This is a genomic window from Chryseobacterium formosum (assembly GCF_026460885.1).
GTDB classification, from domain to species: domain Bacteria; phylum Bacteroidota; class Bacteroidia; order Flavobacteriales; family Weeksellaceae; genus Chryseobacterium; species Chryseobacterium formosus.
This window is the reverse complement of sequence record NZ_JAOVZW010000004.1, coordinates 102,503-118,412: the sequence shown is the minus strand read 5'-3', so window position 1 is coordinate 118,412 and position 15,910 is coordinate 102,503. Positions and strand designations below refer to the sequence as shown.

General features: G+C 31.7%; 13 protein-coding genes and 1 pseudogene. 5 read left to right on the top strand and 9 right to left on the bottom strand.

Annotated features, from left to right (window positions below; genetic code table 11):
• Window position 1: 1 nt before the first annotated feature.
• From OF897_RS04945 to ccoG, 4 genes are all read right to left on the bottom strand, one after another.
• Window positions 2-1,252, bottom strand: a complete 1,251-nt coding sequence (locus OF897_RS04945) for an efflux RND transporter periplasmic adaptor subunit (RefSeq protein ID WP_267264586.1) — start codon at window positions 1,250-1,252, stop codon at window positions 2-4.
• Between the two features lie 2 nt (window positions 1,253-1,254).
• A complete protein-coding gene (locus OF897_RS04940) occupies window positions 1,255-5,616 on the bottom strand; it encodes a CusA/CzcA family heavy metal efflux RND transporter (protein WP_267264585.1) in 4,362 nt (1,453 codons plus the stop codon).
• 153 nt (window positions 5,617-5,769) lie between these two features.
• Complete coding sequence (locus OF897_RS04935) at window positions 5,770-6,102, bottom strand: DUF6660 family protein (protein WP_267264584.1); 333 nt, start codon at window positions 6,100-6,102, stop codon at window positions 5,770-5,772.
• A gap of 128 nt (window positions 6,103-6,230) precedes the next feature.
• A complete protein-coding gene (gene ccoG / locus OF897_RS04930) occupies window positions 6,231-7,688 on the bottom strand; it encodes a cytochrome c oxidase accessory protein CcoG (RefSeq protein ID WP_267264583.1) in 1,458 nt (485 codons plus the stop codon).
• Window positions 7,689-8,102: 414 nt separating this feature from the next.
• Between ccoG and OF897_RS04925 the strand changes: the two genes are divergently transcribed.
• The gene (locus OF897_RS04925) at window positions 8,103-8,987 is read left to right on the top strand and encodes a helix-turn-helix domain-containing protein (protein WP_267264582.1); all 885 of its coding nucleotides are present in this window, start codon (window positions 8,103-8,105) and stop codon (window positions 8,985-8,987) included.
• A gap of 24 nt (window positions 8,988-9,011) precedes the next feature.
• Here the strand turns inward: OF897_RS04925 and OF897_RS04920 are convergent, their stop codons facing one another.
• Window positions 9,012-10,133: a 1-acyl-sn-glycerol-3-phosphate acyltransferase gene (locus OF897_RS04920; protein ID WP_267264581.1), complete on the bottom strand. Its 1,122-nt coding sequence runs from the start codon at window positions 10,131-10,133 to the stop codon at window positions 9,012-9,014.
• Window positions 10,134-10,495: 362 nt separating this feature from the next.
• Here OF897_RS04920 and OF897_RS04915 point away from each other — a divergent pair.
• The 3 genes and pseudogenes from OF897_RS04915 to OF897_RS04905 form a co-directional block, all read left to right on the top strand.
• Window positions 10,496-10,660, top strand: a pseudogene (locus tag OF897_RS04915) (cyclic nucleotide-binding domain-containing protein); the annotation flags it as partial.
• A 9-nt stretch (window positions 10,661-10,669) separates the two neighbouring features.
• Window positions 10,670-10,966: a helix-turn-helix domain-containing protein gene (locus OF897_RS04910; RefSeq protein ID WP_267264753.1), complete on the top strand. Its 297-nt coding sequence runs from the start codon at window positions 10,670-10,672 to the stop codon at window positions 10,964-10,966.
• Between the two features lie 140 nt (window positions 10,967-11,106).
• Window positions 11,107-12,171: a 3-oxoacyl-ACP synthase III family protein gene (locus tag OF897_RS04905; protein WP_267264580.1), complete on the top strand. Its 1,065-nt coding sequence runs from the start codon at window positions 11,107-11,109 to the stop codon at window positions 12,169-12,171.
• A gap of 1,098 nt (window positions 12,172-13,269) precedes the next feature.
• On the opposite strand, the gene OF897_RS04900 is transcribed toward OF897_RS04905, so the two are convergent.
• The 3 genes from OF897_RS04900 to OF897_RS04890 all read right to left on the bottom strand — a co-directional run bounded on the left by OF897_RS04900 (window position 13,270) and on the right by OF897_RS04890 (window position 14,798).
• A complete protein-coding gene (locus tag OF897_RS04900; protein ID WP_267264579.1) occupies window positions 13,270-13,536 on the bottom strand; it encodes a hypothetical protein in 267 nt (88 codons plus the stop codon).
• Window positions 13,537-13,730: 194 nt separating this feature from the next.
• Window positions 13,731-14,117 (bottom strand): hypothetical protein, encoded by a 387-nt coding sequence (locus OF897_RS04895; RefSeq protein ID WP_267264578.1) that lies wholly within the window; start codon window positions 14,115-14,117, stop codon window positions 13,731-13,733.
• A gap of 84 nt (window positions 14,118-14,201) precedes the next feature.
• Complete coding sequence (locus tag OF897_RS04890; RefSeq protein ID WP_267264577.1) at window positions 14,202-14,798, bottom strand: Crp/Fnr family transcriptional regulator; 597 nt, start codon at window positions 14,796-14,798, stop codon at window positions 14,202-14,204.
• Window positions 14,799-15,083: 285 nt separating this feature from the next.
• On the opposite strand from OF897_RS04890, the gene OF897_RS04885 reads away from it, so the two are divergent.
• Window positions 15,084-15,254, top strand: a complete 171-nt coding sequence (locus OF897_RS04885) for a lmo0937 family membrane protein (protein ID WP_267264576.1) — start codon at window positions 15,084-15,086, stop codon at window positions 15,252-15,254.
• A 129-nt stretch (window positions 15,255-15,383) separates the two neighbouring features.
• Here OF897_RS04885 and OF897_RS04880 read toward each other — a convergent pair whose 3' ends face one another.
• Window positions 15,384-15,602: a hypothetical protein gene (locus OF897_RS04880; RefSeq protein ID WP_267264575.1), complete on the bottom strand. Its 219-nt coding sequence runs from the start codon at window positions 15,600-15,602 to the stop codon at window positions 15,384-15,386.
• Between the last annotated feature and the right edge of the window lie 308 nt (window positions 15,603-15,910).

Genomic DNA, 15,910 nt, shown 5'->3' with positions numbered 1-15,910 from the left:
ATTAGTGTCCATGGTCACCAGAATTAGACAATTTAGCATTCACAAAAAACGCACCTTTAACTACAATTTTTGCATCCGGACCTATTTCAGAAACTGGAGTTATTGCTGTATAACCCATATCAGAAGAACCTTTCACGATTTCAACCTTTTCAAAATTAATTGTTTTTGAATGTTTTTCAGCTTCTTCTTTTCCGTGGTTTTCGCTTTTTTCCTCCTTATGTTCTTCTGCTTTTTTATTGGTCTTAACAAACACATAGTATTTTCCATCGGCTTCCACAATTGCCTCATCAGGAATTGCAGGAGTTGTACTTTTATCCAGACTCACAATTCCGGTGATATTCATTCCGTCAATTAAACCTATCCTATTTCCCGTAACATTGGCGTGAACGGAAATTGTTTTGCTCTCATTTTCGAAGGATGAACCGATACTGTAAATTTTCGCATCATATTCTGTTTCAGGATTATTGGTCAGTTTAAAATGAACGAGTTGTCCGATTTTCATTTTTGGTAAATCTTTTTCAAAAACTTGTAAATCAAGATGAATAGAATTGTTATCAATAATATCCAAAACCGGCGATGAAACATCAACATAACTTCCAATCTGTGCATTGATATTACTTATTGTACCGCTAATCGGTGAAGTAATCACCAAACCTGAACGTAAATTTCCATTAGAAACTTTTCCCGGACTGATTCCCATCAATTGCAATTGTCTTTGCAAAGATGCTCGTTGAGTTCTCAGACTTTTCAGTTCTGCATCGGCACTTTGAAGATTTTTCTTCGCTCCGGCATCATTATCAAACAATTCTTTTTGTCTTTTAAATTCTTGTTCAGCAAAGGAAATTCTGCTGTTTACAGTTAAATATTGTTCCTGTAATCGAATATATTCAGGATTGCTGATGGTTGCCAAAACCTGACCTTTTCTCACAAAATCACCAATCTGAACTTTAATGGTCTGAATAACTCCGCCATACAAAGATGTTACGGTTGCTTTTTTATTGTTGGGAACTCTCAATAAACCGTTAGCTTTGATGGTTGAAGTCAGTTCTTTCATTTCTATTGTTCCCAAAGTCACTCCAACAGATTTCATTTGTTCTTCTGTCAATTCCGTAATGGTTTGAGGGGCTTCCTCGTGATTTTCTTCGGTCTGTTCGGTTTTAATTTCACCTTGAGGTTCTTCCTTTTTTCCCCCACAACTTATCGCAAAAATTGAGATGATTATTAATGAAATGATTTTATATTTAATTTGCATTTTTATTGATTTATGATTGAATTAATGATAATGACAGATTCATTGACCTGCTGAATGGATTCCAGATATTTTAACTGAATATTCGTAGCGGTTTGCAATGCGAAAAGATATTCAACGTAAGAAATTTCCCCAGTTTTATAGCCTAATTTTCCGGCTTTGGTAATTTTCTCCGCATTCGGAATCGCCTGATTCACATAATATTCATACTGTTTTATGTTTTGCTGATATTGGTTCAAAGCATTTTCCAATTGTGTTTCCAATTGTTTTTGCTGGAATTTTGCATTCGATTCAGCCATTTGTTTTTGGTAATCAAAAGACTCCATTCTTGCTTTTGTCGCTCCAAACGTCAAAGGAATCGAAACACCAACTGTTGCCGAATGAAAACGGTTTCCGCCATTGAAATACTGCTCCATCCCATTCACATTCTGAAACCCAATCAACGACTGATTTGTATAACCGATTGTAAATTCGGGAAGTCCCTGCGATTTTTCAACATTCTTGTTCTTTTCCGCAATTTCCATTTCCTGATAAAAGGCTTTTACCAAAGGATGTTTTGCAATAGCTGAACTATCCAAAACATAATTTGCTTTTAAAGGTTGATAATTTTGATCAAACGGAACAGCTATATTTTCCGAAGTATTTAAAGTCGTTTTTAAATTTTTATAAGCATTCGTCAAATAAACTTCATTTTGTCTCAATAATAAATTGATTTCGCCTTTTTGAGTTTCAGCAGTATTAATCTCAATTTTCTTAATATCTCCTGCCTTGAATCTTACCGTTGCAATTCGGATAAAATCATTATACAAACTGTCTAAATTTTTGAGTTTCGACTGATTATATTGTAGATATTCAATCTGATAATAATATGTTCTGACCTGTTTTGCCAATTCGTTCGCCGAAATCTCTTTGCTGATTTGCTTTCCCTTAATTTGCTCGGTAATCAAATCTTTTCTGGCTTTAAACAAAGTCGGAAACGGAATTGTCTGAGAAATAGCAAAAGACTGGTCAAATTTTCTGGAATTATATTGTCCTAATTGTGCATCAACATTCATTTTCGGAAGTTCTTTTGATGTTGGTTTCAAAGCTTCAGCAGATTTAATATCTAAATCTTTTGATTTCATCAAATGACTGTTTTCCAAAGCGATTTGAGTTGCCCGCTGTACTGTCAGAGGATTTCCTTGTTGTGCTTTAAGTGTATTTCCCAATAAAAAAAACAAAACAACAACTGCCGATACAGATTTAGATTTAAAATTTTTAAAATTGATTTTAGAATTAAAAATAATATACAACATCGGCAACACAAACAAAGTCAAAAACGTTGCTGTAACCAAACCTCCGATGACAACCGTTGCCAAAGGTTTTTGAACTTCCGCTCCTGCTCCCGTGGAAATTGCCATCGGTAAAAACCCTAATGAAGCTACTGTTGCCGTCATTAAAACAGGTCTTAATCGGGTTTTTGTTCCTTCCACTACTCTCTTCAAAATATCGGTTTCTCCTTCTTTTTCTAATTGATTGAAAGTTCCGATTAACACAATTCCATTCAAAACGGCAACTCCAAACAAAGCAATAAATCCGATTCCTGCACTGATGCTGAAAGGCATATCTCTCAATAATAATGCGAAAACTCCTCCGATTGCACTCATAGGAATCGCTGTAAAAATCAACGCTGCCTGTTTAAACGAATGAAATGTAAAATATAGTAACAGAAAAATCAATAATAATGAAACAGGAACAGCAATCATTAATCTTTCGCTCGCCGCTTTTAAGTTCTCAAACTGACCACCATATGTGAAATAATATCCGGAAGGTAACTTGATTTGCTTGTCTAATTTATTCTGAATTTCCTCCACAACACTTTGCACATCACGGTCTTTCACATTAAAACCAATCACAATCCTTCTTTTTCCAGCTTCACGGCTGATTTGTGCAGGACCGAGTTTGTAACTAATATTTGCGACCTGAGAAAGTGGAACCTGAGCTCCCGAATTGGTAGAAATCATCAGATTGTTTACGTCATCAATATTTGTACGATTTAAGCTGTCTAAACGGACAACCAAATCGAATCGTCTTTCATTTTCAAAAACCTGACCTGCAGATTTCCCTGCAAAAGCGGTACTTACAGCATTATTCACATCTTCGATATTTAAACCGTAATTTGCCATTCTGGTTCTGTCATATTCCACATTGATTTGCGGAAGTCCACTCACCCGCTCGATTTGTGGTGATTTTGCACCCTTAACAGACTGAATGACTTTTGCAGTTTTATCTGCATAAATTGCTAATGAATCTAAATTTTCACCAAAAATCTTCACCGCAACATCCTGTCTGATTCCGGTCATCAATTCATTAAAACGCATTTGGATTGGTTGATTTTTCTCAAAGAAAACGCCGGGAATATTTTCAAGTTTTTCGGAAATTTCATCGGCTAATTCTTCGTAGGATTTTTTCGTTTTCCATTCTTTTTGGGATTTTAAAACGACAATTAAATCGGTAGCTTCCGGTGGCATTGGATCGGTGGGAACTTCTGCTGCTCCGGTTTTTCCCACCACCATTTTTACTTCATCAAATTGCTTGATAATTCTTGAAGCCTGCATAGAGGTTTCAATACTTTGACTTAAGGAACTTCCCTGTGGAAGAATACAGTGGAAAGCGTAATCTCCTTCCTGTAACTGCGGAATAAATTCGCCTCCCATTCTACCGAAAATTATAATAGCAAATGCGAACAAAGCAACAGTTCCGCCAACCAACCAGTATTTTATTTTTAAAGCTTTTTCTAATAATGGCTGATAGATTTTCTGAAGTTTATTCATCATCTTATCTGAAAAAGTTTCTTTAGTCATCGGCTTTTTAGATAAAAATAAAGCGCTCATCATCGGAATATAGGTTAATGACAAAATCAATGCTCCTAAAATCGCAAATCCAACTGTCTTCGCCATTGGTGTGAACATTTTTCCTTCAACGCCAACCAAAGTCAAGATTGGAATATAAACGATAAGAATGATGATTTCTCCGAAAGCTGCACTGCTTCTAATCTTCGATGCAGAAAGGAAAACTTCTTCATCCATTTCGGATTGCGTGAGGATTTTATTGGTCTTTCTTAAACCTAAATGATGTAAAGTTGCTTCAACGATAATCACCGCTCCATCGACAATCAAACCAAAATCAATGGCTCCCAAACTCATCAGATTTGCACTTACATCGAAAACATTCATCATTCCTAAAGCAAATAACAATGAAAGTGGAATTGCCGAAGCGACAATCAAACCTGCACGGAAATTTCCAAGGAAAATGACTAAAACGAAAATGACAATCAAAGCCCCTTCGATTAAGTTTTTTTCTACGGTATTGATGGCTCTTCCGACCAAATCCGTTCGGTCTAAAAATGGTTCAATCACCACATCATTCGGGAGCGATTTCTGAATGGTAGGGATTTTATCTTTAATTCTTTGAACGACTTCGTTGCTGTTTGCACCTTTCAGCATCATCACAACACCTCCAACGGCATCAACTTCGCCATTATATGTCAAAGCTCCGTAACGGACAGCGTGACCAAAACCAACATTGGCAACATCTTTTATGAAAATAGGAACGCTTCCTGTTTCATTTTTAACAGCAATATTTTTGATATCTTCAATCGATGTAACAATCCCGATTCCTCGGATGAAATAGGCGTTTGGTTTTTTATCAATATAGGCTCCACCTGTGTTTTGATTATTTTTTTCTAAAGCTGTAAAAACATCGGTAATGCTTATTCCCATTGCTTTCAGGCGATTCGGGTCTACAGCAACTTCGTATTGTTTTAATTCTCCACCAAAACTGTTGATCTCTGCAACGCCGGGAGTTCCGTTGAGCTGTCTGCGGATAATCCAATCCTGCATTGTTCGCAAATCTTTACTGCTGTATTTTTTTTCGCTTCCTTTTTTAGGATGGAGGATATATTGGTAAACCTCGCCCAAGCCTGTACTCACGGGAGCCATTTCAGGAGTTCCGACTCCTTTTGGAATTTCTTCAGAAGCCTGTTTTAATTGCTCACTGATTAATTGACGGGCAAAATATATATCAACATTTTCTTTAAAGACAACAGTAATCACAGAAAGTCCGAATCGGGAAATACTTCTTGTTTCTTCAATATCGGGAACATTCGCAATGCTCTGCTCTATAGGAAATGTGACTAATTGTTCTACTTCCTGTCCGGCAAGAGTTGGACAGACGGTAATTATTTGAACCTGATTATTTGTGATGTCAGGTACGGCATCAATAGGCAGTTTTGTGGCACTCCAAGTCCCCCAAATGACAAGCATCAAAGTCATTATCCCAATGATAATCTTATTCTTGATGCTAAATCTTATGATATTATCTAACATTGAAATTTAATTTTATTGAATGTCGAACTCATTTCATCAAAAAAGAGATGAATTATGAGCGACAAAGATGAACAGGAACTCATTGCAATGGTATTGCAAAGTTTCCACGACAAATGGATGAAAGACCCACGTCTTCCATTAAATCAATAAAAATTAAATTTTGGGAGGTTGCCAAATCTGGTCGTACACCAAATAAGCGAAATCATTTTTCTGAAAATGAATTTTCTTTGAGAAATATTCTGTAGCCTTTTTAGGTAAAGGCATCAAAGGCTCAACTTTGAAAGAAGTAACAGTCATCTGACAGCAGTTACAAGAGCATAACGGCGAACAAATATCGCCTTGGTCTTTTGAATGATTGTCTTCTGAATTGAGTAAAACACTGTAAGATTCTGTAGAATTATTCGGAGACTGCGCGTGAACATCATTGCACGGCACTACAGAAAGCACTATGAAATAGATTGTTAATAACAGTTTAAAAAAATTCATCAGACAAATGTATCAATTTTTCGTAAGAATTATTAACAATTAAACATTTATAACAAAACTTTAAGCAAAGTTTTAATCTAATAATTCAGAAGATAATCGTTCACTTTATTTTATTTCGAACTAAACTCTTAAGGAATTTGCAACTTAAACGGACCTTCAAAATACGTCTGATAAGAATCTATTAATTTTCCTTTCATATCGTAAACTCCGATCGTAATATTTTGTTTAGACAATTTTATTTCGGCTTCTGGGAAGCTGATATTGATGGTTCCTTTTGAAATTTTATCTCTGTCAACCGTAATTTTGCTTACTGTACTGTAATTGATTTCTGCGTGAGAAGGTTCTATAACTTTAATGGTTACTATTTTTTTCTCGTTGGTTTTGTTTAAAAAAGTGTAGGTGTAGGTGTTTGTAATTTTTCCATCTCTTACAAAGAATGTACTTCCTGCAGGTTTGATGAATTTTGCTTCCATTTCACCACGATTGTAAAGCAAAAACCCTAAAAATCCAACCAATAAAATCAGAATTACAGCAAAGCCTTTCATTCTTCCTGTAAATTTGTAAGGAGTTCCAGTTTCAATTTCTTTTTCGGATGCGTAACGAATCAGACCTTTTGGAAGTCCCACTTTTTCCATGACTTCGTCACAAGCATCGATACAAGCGGTGCAATTTACACACTCCAATTGTTGTCCGTCTCTGATGTCAATTCCGGTAGGACAAACCACAACACACTGATAACAATCAATGCAATCTCCTTTTCCTGCTGCTTTTCTGTCCTCATTATTTCTCCATTTTGAACGGTTTTCGCCTCTTTTAAAATCATAAAAAACATTAATCGTTTCTTTATCAATTAAAACACCCTGCAATCTTCCGTACGGACAAACCAATGTACAAACCTGCTCTCTGAACCAAGCAAATACAAAGTAAAATGCAGAAGTAAAAAGAATCATTACAATAAAATTGGTAAGTTTTGCAAACGGACCATGTGAAATAATATTAAAAACCTCTTCATATCCAACGATATACATGAACATAAAATGTGTAATAATCAAGGATATTACTCCGTAAACAGACCATTTCAAACTTCTCTTCCAAATTTTTTCAGAATCCCATTCCTGTCGGTCAAGTCTCATTTGTTTGTTTCGGTCTCCTTCAATCCAAAATTCGATTTTTCGAAAAACAGATTCCATAAAAATGGTTTGAGGACAAATCCAGCCACAAAAAATTCTACCAAATGCAATGGTAAAAATAATAATGAAAATAAGAGATGCAATCGCCCCTAAAGTAAGAATGAAAAAATCCTGCGGATAAAAAGGCTGTCCCGCAATAAAATATTCACCATCAATTACATTAAAACGAAAAAACGGATTTCCATTGATTTTGATAAAAGGTATAGCAAAATAAATTACAAGTAAAATATAACTTACCAATTCTCTTTTGTTGGTGTATTTTCCTTTTGGTTTTCTCGGAAAAATCCATTTTCTTTTTCCGGATTGCTCCATTGTACCAATAGAATCTCTGTAGGTTTCGGGGTTTAAAACTTGTCCTTGTCCGCCACGTGCGATTTCTTCGTCTACTTTTAACATTGATTTTTCAGTTTTCAAATTTTATGGATTGATACATTTTAAATCATCCATTTAACAATAATTTCATCGACAATTTTCTTTTCTGTATGAAAAAAAATTAATCATTTAATCTAAAATCTTGATAAATGAGTAAGACTAAAAAGAAAATTCGCAGTTCATAGCCAATTTTTTGCACTTCCATATTTCATTTTTCTAAAAGAAATTCTCATATTTATACGATTCTATTTTTTCAACTTAAAAATTTCGAAAAAGCTTCAAAGCAAAAGGTTTTTTATGAATTTAAAAAAGAATATAAGTTATCCTAAAATGAGAATTTAATTTTTCAAATTTAAAACTGCCATACTTAGTATTTATGGTATTTTTCATCGAATAAATAGTCATTTTTATAACTGCGAATTATTATTGAATTTAATAATGAAAGATTTATATCCTACATTTGACATCAACACCTTGTCGACCTGCAATTCAATCAATGAGATTTTCAGTATTGACAGGTTTTCAGAGTATCTTGAAGGCAACCCGAAAACAACAAAAGTTCACCGTCATGCTTTTTATCATCTGACCTATTTTGCAAAAGGAATAGGAGAAAATATCATGGATTTTAAATCGTATGAAGTTGTTCCCGGAAGCATTTTTCTGATGCGTCCCGGACAGGTTCATAACTGGATTTTAGATGAAAATATTGAAGGATATGTCGTCAATTTTTCGTCAACTTTTTTTGACCAACTTCAAATTAATTCTTCTCTAATTGACCAATTTCCTTTTTTTAACTTATTTCCGAGTGATCAGATGATTGTTTTATCCGAAAATAATACGGATAAAATGAAAAATTATTTTGAAGAAATTATTTCCGAATCTTCAAATCCAAATGGGAGTTCACAAATTATGATTGCGGCAATTTTACTGCAGATTTTTGCACTTGCCGATAAAGAAATAGATTCTAAAGCTGCATTTAATAAAACAAATTATAATTCACTTATTTTCAAACAATTTATAGAATTAATCGAAGCTAATTTTCAAGAGATTAAATTACCGAAAGATTATGCATCTTTATTAAATATAACTCCGAATCATTTGAATTTTATCTGCAAACAGCAAATCGATTTATCAGCAGGAGAAATTATCCGAAACAGAATTATCCTCGAAGCAAAAAGACTTTTGGTTAATTTCGATTTATCAATTGCCGCTATTGCCGAAAAAATGAATTATTTCGATACTTCCAATTTCGTTAAATTCTTCAAAAAATATACAGGATTTACTCCCGAAGCTTTCAGAAAACAGTATTACAATAAATTTTAATTGATTGTTCTAAAATAATAAAACTTATTTGATTTTATTAATCACTGGATTTGCATACATTGCTAAAAAACTCTGTTTCAAAACAGTATCCGAACTGTCAATTCTCATTTCTAACCGTCTCTGAAACAGTTGCTTTTCTTCTTCTGTATAATATTCAGAATATTGATTAGAATTGTTTAATAAGTCAAAAGCGATATATTTGGTTGGCCAAAGTTTGTAATTTTCAATAATAGAATCATCAATAATTTTTGCAATCGCCTGAAGTTGCTTATTTTTATTTTCAGTGGTTGAGGCGATTTCATCAAACTCAGTTTCAAGAACTTCGCCTGCGTGCAAATGAATGCGTTTTTTCTGTCCTAAAACTCCACTCAACATGGTATTAAAATCTTCATTTTCATCTTTAACATAGACTTCATTTTTAGATTTCGCCATTACTTGGGGCATTTTCAGAGCATCTGTAGGATCATATTCGTAAGAAATAGATAACGGAACAATTTTAAGCGATTTAAAAAAATCTGTCAGTGATTCTTTTTCTGACGCCATTGCCAACATTTTCAGAACACCTTGTTGTGTAGCGTCATTTCCGTCTTTCGTACGACCTTCACGTTGAGCAATCCAGACCGAGCGATTTTCTTTTTGCAATAAATTGTGAATGTATTCAGACATCACTTTTGAACTGTTCAGTTGCTCTCGAATCGGCAAACCTCGCTGAACTAAAAAATTACGATTTAATTTTGCCAAAACATGCAGAAATGTTTTCTGAACAAGATTATCTCCAATTGCAGAAGAGGTCATAATTAAACCTTTATCCAACAAAACCAGATTCAGCAAAGAAGTATCTAAAACAATATCGCGATGATTGGAAATGAATAAGTAAGCCGTATTTCTATCTAATTTTTCAAAACCGGATTTAGTTAATCCTTCAGAGCTCTGCTTCAAAATCTGACGAATCGTCTGCGAAATAAACTGATGCTGAAAATCACTCGTTGTATAAACATTTTTAAACTGATTAAGCCAAAAATTTTCATCAGAATCAGGAAAAGTAAACTGCATTAAGGCTTTCATCATCGGATGCCTCGCTATACTTTGTAAAGCATCATTCACTTCATGATCATAAAAAGGTCTGATCTCATCAAACTTTGACATAGTCTTATTTAAAAAAATTAACGATTTGCAAAAGAACAAAAAAAATATTGAGTAAAAGCTTTATTAAATACCATTATTAAGTTTTAAAAGAAACTTAACATTCAAAAAATTATTTTTTTTTAACGCAATACTTAGACCAAATACCCATTAATAATGATTTTACATCTGTGATATACCACAAACCATTGATTAACCAGGTTAAATCTATAAATTTAGAAGACTAATAACTTAATCACTATGATCATTTCAGATCAATTACTTATCTCTTTTGGCGCAGAAGTGCATTCTTATCAATCAAATCAACTTATTTTTAATGAAGGAAATGCCGCAAAATATTATTATCAAATTAAAAAGGTACAGTAAAACTCAATAATTATTTTGAGAACGGAAAAGAATTTATCCATGGTTTTCCTTTTGATGGACATTGTATTGGCGAAAGTTATCTTTTTACAGAAAATCTATATGCAATGAACGCTGTTGCAGTTACAAAATGTGAAATTATAAAACTTGAAAAGCACAAATTTTTAAGAATCCTATTGGAAGAGCCTTTGCTTTTTTTAAAATTAAATGAATATACAGCAGACCGACTTCATTTCAGATATATTGTTTCAACTTTTTTGGCGATTCCAGACCCAGATATTAGAGTTAAAAAATTATTAGATCACATCAAAAATTATTTCAATCATCAGGAGAAGTATAGTTTTGTTGTTCCTTATACAAGACAACAACTTGCAGCTTTGATAGGTTTAAGAGTCGAAACAGTCATCAGAAGCATTAAAAAAATGCAGAAAATCAACCTTTTAAAGATTGATGGTAATAAAATTTATTATTGAGAAGAATCTACGAAAGATTAATTCAATGTAATAAATAGTTAAACTTAGCGTTTTTTTATTAAGAATAGATTACCTTTATATCTAAATTTGTAAAACAACCTTAATATTTCCAGCAGATCTCATGCACTGAGATTTTTTATATGAAAAGCAAAATTACCGGTGTAGGAAACTACATACCCACAGAAACCATTACCAATCTATTTTTTGATAAACATATTTTCCTTAATGAAAATGGCGAATATTTAAAGGAAGATAATTTTTCAATTACCAGTAAACTTCAAAAAATTACCGGGATTGAAGAACGAAGATATGCAAGCGAAAATCAGGTAACTTCTGATTTAGGATTTATTGCAGCAAAGGCAGCGATTGAAAATTCAGGAATTGATCCTGAAACCTTAGATTACATCATTTTTGCACACAATTTTGGAGATATTAAATTTGGGACGATACAATCTGATGCGGTTCCAAGCCTTGCCTCAAGAGTTAAGCATTTATTACAGATTAAAAATAATTTCTGTGTTGCCTACGATTTATTGTTTGGTTGTCCGGGTTGGATCGAAGGGATTATTCAGGCAAATGCTTTTATTAAATCCGGTATTGCAAAAAAATGTTTAGTAATCGGTGCTGAAACTCTTTCACGCGTTGTAGATGCTCACGACAGAGACAGTATGATTTATGCAGACGGAGCCGGAGCTGTTATTTTGGAAGCAAATTCCGAAGATGATGATTCTGGTATAAAATCCCACATTTCTGCTTCATACACTTTAAATGAAAAAGATTTTTTAAACTTTGGAAAATCATATAATAATGAGAGTTGTCCGGACACAAAATTCATTAAAATGAATGGTCGTAAAATCTACGAATTTGCACTTGTAAATGTTCCGGAAGCGATGAAAAAATGCCTCGACCAAAGTGGATATTCTATCGATCAATTAGATAAAATTATCATTCATCAGGCAAACGAAAAGATGGATGAAGCTATTGTTCAAAGATTTTATCAATTGTACGACACTCCTACACCTTCCGATATTATGCCAATGGTTATCAGCAAACTTGGAAATAGCAGCGTTGCAACGATTCCATCATTATTAACAATGATTTTGAATAATGAATTACCATCTCACACTATAAAAAAAGGTGACATTCTTTTATTTGCATCTGTAGGTGCAGGTATGAATATCAATGCTTTTGTCTATAAGTATTAAACTTCGTTTTTATATAAATTGTAAAAGAGAAATATTAGTTTATTTCTCTTTCTTGTTTCTAAAAAGCAATTTATTTCTGACAAAACTTTAATTAATATTTCTCAGTCCAAATTTTTCAACTCAATAAGTGCATTTAGTTTATTAATGCATATTACAATTATTCAAAATATTTTCTAATAACAGTTATAAAATTTTATTTTCTATTGTTTTCAAAGAATTAAAATGTTCATTAAAACTCGATTTTTAAAGTTAAAAATATTATTATTTAATTTTTTATTAGAAAAATCAACATCAATAAAAGCTTTTTCATTAATAAAATTTATAGTAAGAAAATATTTTACTAAAAATTTTTAATTTTTATATCAATGTATTTCAATGCTTTATAGATAATAATGGTAAAAATTTACGAATTATTACTCCATAATTTATAAATCAAAATAAATCAGCATGTAATCATCTAAAACATAAGTTAAATTTGCACCATAAATATGACGAAATTTTGAATTTTATTATTAAATTTATCACTATTAAATAATAATTTAAATCAAATAATACAAAATTTAGAAAAAGTTAAACAAACAAATCCCTACCAAATCAACCTTTTAAATAATAACTATATGAAAATATCCAATTACAGGCTTACTATGTGTATTGCGTACTTATTAACAGCTATAATAATATCTTCAATTTTTCTAATTATTTGGTTAGACTATTTAGTCTCTGATGTTATTTTAACTATTGCATGTATAGCTCTTTTTTCATTATTGATGCGTCTTCAGTGTGTTATATATGAAAATTCGGGGAATTGCGTAACTTTTAGAAAGCATCATCCTTTTACATTTAAAAAATTTATTCCGCCTTTTGTTGAGCTTCCGCAATCGAGTATTAAAGATTTTAATTTTAACAACAACTTAGGCGTTACCAAGTTGACATTGAGACTAAATTCAAGAAGAAAAAAGAATCCAGTCATCAAAATGATACTTTTAGGATTTACCAATTCTCAGAGCAAAAAAATAGTCTCATCATTACAAATGATAAGACTTAAAAATGACAACTCACCATTTTCATAATGAAAACAGCTTTTAAACTTTAACTAAATTAATCCACTTCTAGATCTTTAAAAACACTGATTGTGCCATCAAAGTGAGCAACAGAAATTTCTATGGCTTTTTCAAAATTGATGAAGTGTTCCATTTCTTCTTCATCTTTATTGTCTTTATCAAAAATCTTTACTTCAAAAGGATTTTCATTTACCAATGACAATACACCTTCATATTGTTTCTTTTTCTTATAAAGTACAGTGACGCTTTCAATGGTTTTAGGGTTTTGTAATAGTTCGTTTTTTAAATTGTCTGTAATTTTCATATTATTTTTTTGTTTGGTTTATTAAAAAATCCTAAAAATTTCTTTTCAGGATTGATAATTGTAACATTAATGATTTTACATCATTGGTTTCAAAATAAAAGATTAATGTGCCTAAATAATCAACTTAATTTTTCATTTTGTTTGAGTTACTAAATATATTGATGATTTATTATAGAATTTAGGCTAGTTCTGTTCTAATGAAAGTTGTAGCAAAGCTGATAAACATCTCTGAAATAAAACTCTTCCACTTCCACTGATTGTTTTACCGGAGAAATAGCGTTTGAAAAAACTGAAAATTGATGATGTGGAGTTTTTGTGATCGTCTGATTTTTTTTCGCACAAAAACAATAATCTTGATCGTTTTCTCTGTGATCGTTTAGTTTCATTCTTTTTACTTCTGTAGCATCCATCATTGCTGACTTTTCAAAAACAGATTGATCTAAAGTAAACCAAGGTTCACCATGATAAAAATAATGATCTATGATTTCAGGATGATTGATTTGTGATAAATTTTCCGGTGCTGAAGAATGATAACCACCACAATTCTTGCAGAAAGCTACTTTAATATAAATATTTTCCATACTACTAATTTTGGTTATCTGTCTTATTACAGAATTTGTGCCATCATCTATGGATTCTAAGAAATTGTTAATTTTTAATGAAATTTAAACATAAATCTTTCGGTTAATAATTTTCAACACACCTTCTTTTTCCAGCATTTTTACCGTTCTTACAACCGTTTCAACCCGAAGAGCAGTTAATGATGCAATTTGCTGTCTCGTTAAGGGAATTTGATAAGAAAATTTGGTTTGATCATCGGTAAAACTTTTATAATAATCTAAAGCACCTTTTACACGAACAGCTGGTTTTAAAGATGAATTGTTTTCCAGCATGATATACTTATAATATAGTCGCTCCGACAAAAACTTGTTGATATCCCTTGAAGTCTGAGGATTTTCATCGAGCATTTTTTCAAAACTGTTTTTCGAAAGTTTTAAAACGGTACATTTTTCAAAAGTGATTGCATTTACCGGATAATTTCTATCAATAAATAATAACAATTCACAAACACTCAAACCCCTTTCCAATATAGCGAAAATGAGTTCTTTACCTTCTTCATTATAAGTATTGAGTTTAATCCTTCCATCAACAACTTGATAATAATACTTAGGAATATCTCCTTCGCTGAAGATAATTTCACCAGACTCAAAAATTTCCGTCTCTGCACCATAGGCAATTAAAAGTTTTTCAGAAACCAACATAATCGTAATTTTTAATTTAACATTGAACAAGAAAAAAAATTATTTATCATTAATTATTTGATGAAAGTTTGCAACAATTATTCCACTACTCCATGAACTTTTTAAAAAATTAAGGTTGATAGGATTGTGAAATATAAATTTTAAAAAAAATAAAAATACCACATTAAAAAATTTAAACAATTGAAATTCAACCCTAAAACTAAGTCCAAACTTTACTAATTTCAAAATATTATTAAAAAAGGCATAAAAAATGTATAGTTAATAGTAACCAAAAAATTTATTATTATGAGAAGTATATTGTGGCTCGTTGCAGTAATCTGCATTATAGCATGGGTATTAGGAATGTTAGGAGTAATTCCGGGAATGGATACAGGAAGTTTAATTCACGCCTTATTAGTGATTGCGATTGTAGTTGTAGTAATTAACTTACTCACCGGTCGAAAACCACTCAATTAACGATACAATTTTACAATGATAAAAGCTAAAAATTATTTTTTAGCTTTTTTTGTATTTAAGATCGAACTTATTTCACAAAAAAAGAGAACAAATATTGCTCTCTTTGTATTTTTTTAACAGCCGAAATGTTTAATTCGAATAGGCTCCTTTGTTTTGAAAAACATTCATACCTTCAATTTTTCCATTTTCAATATTGTAAATGACTTCCACAGAAAAACATGAAATTTCATATAAAACATACTTTACAGTATTTAATACTCTTTCATTCATTATGCGTCCTTGATTGATGACAAGTTCAGATTGAGTTTGGTTCGGCAAGTTTTTAAAATCGTAAAGTGAAATATTCATAGCTGTTAATTTTTGTTAATTAATATACATTTCACTATACAATTTCTTTACCAAAAATTTGGATAAACTCTTTTTAGACTGAAAAATCTATATTTAATTAAAATATTTATTATCAATATGATTACAGTCATAAACATTCATTAAGCTGACTTTTCAATAAATGAAAAAAAAATTTATATCTAATAATTAATATATCTTTGAAAAATGCGCAATCGATTACAAAAATTTAAATATGCCGACAGTGCAGGATAATTTATTTTTGCAATTAATTTAGATTGCGATTATAAAAGAAAGTATTAATAGTACTT

Excerpts from the sequence above, each read along its gene's own strand:
- OF897_RS04945 (WP_267264586.1), bottom strand. The coding sequence starts at position 1,252 with ATGCAAATTAAATATAAAATCATTTCATTAATAATCATCTCAATTTTT.
- OF897_RS04940 (WP_267264585.1), bottom strand. The coding sequence starts at position 5,616 with ATGTTAGATAATATCATAAGATTTAGCATCAAGAATAAGATTATCATT.
- OF897_RS04935 (WP_267264584.1), bottom strand. The coding sequence starts at position 6,102 with ATGAATTTTTTTAAACTGTTATTAACAATCTATTTCATAGTGCTTTCT.
- ccoG (WP_267264583.1), bottom strand. The coding sequence starts at position 7,688 with ATGTTAAAAGTAGACGAAGAAATCGCACGTGGCGGACAAGGACAAGTT.
- OF897_RS04925 (WP_267264582.1), top strand. The coding sequence starts at position 8,103 with ATGAAAGATTTATATCCTACATTTGACATCAACACCTTGTCGACCTGC.
- OF897_RS04920 (WP_267264581.1), bottom strand. The coding sequence starts at position 10,133 with ATGTCAAAGTTTGATGAGATCAGACCTTTTTATGATCATGAAGTGAAT.
- OF897_RS04905 (WP_267264580.1), top strand. The coding sequence starts at position 11,107 with ATGAAAAGCAAAATTACCGGTGTAGGAAACTACATACCCACAGAAACC.
- OF897_RS04900 (WP_267264579.1), bottom strand. The coding sequence starts at position 13,536 with ATGAAAATTACAGACAATTTAAAAAACGAACTATTACAAAACCCTAAA.
- OF897_RS04895 (WP_267264578.1), bottom strand. The coding sequence starts at position 14,117 with ATGGAAAATATTTATATTAAAGTAGCTTTCTGCAAGAATTGTGGTGGT.
- OF897_RS04890 (WP_267264577.1), bottom strand. The coding sequence starts at position 14,798 with ATGTTGGTTTCTGAAAAACTTTTAATTGCCTATGGTGCAGAGACGGAA.
- OF897_RS04885 (WP_267264576.1), top strand. The coding sequence starts at position 15,084 with ATGAGAAGTATATTGTGGCTCGTTGCAGTAATCTGCATTATAGCATGG.
- OF897_RS04880 (WP_267264575.1), bottom strand. The coding sequence starts at position 15,602 with ATGAATATTTCACTTTACGATTTTAAAAACTTGCCGAACCAAACTCAA.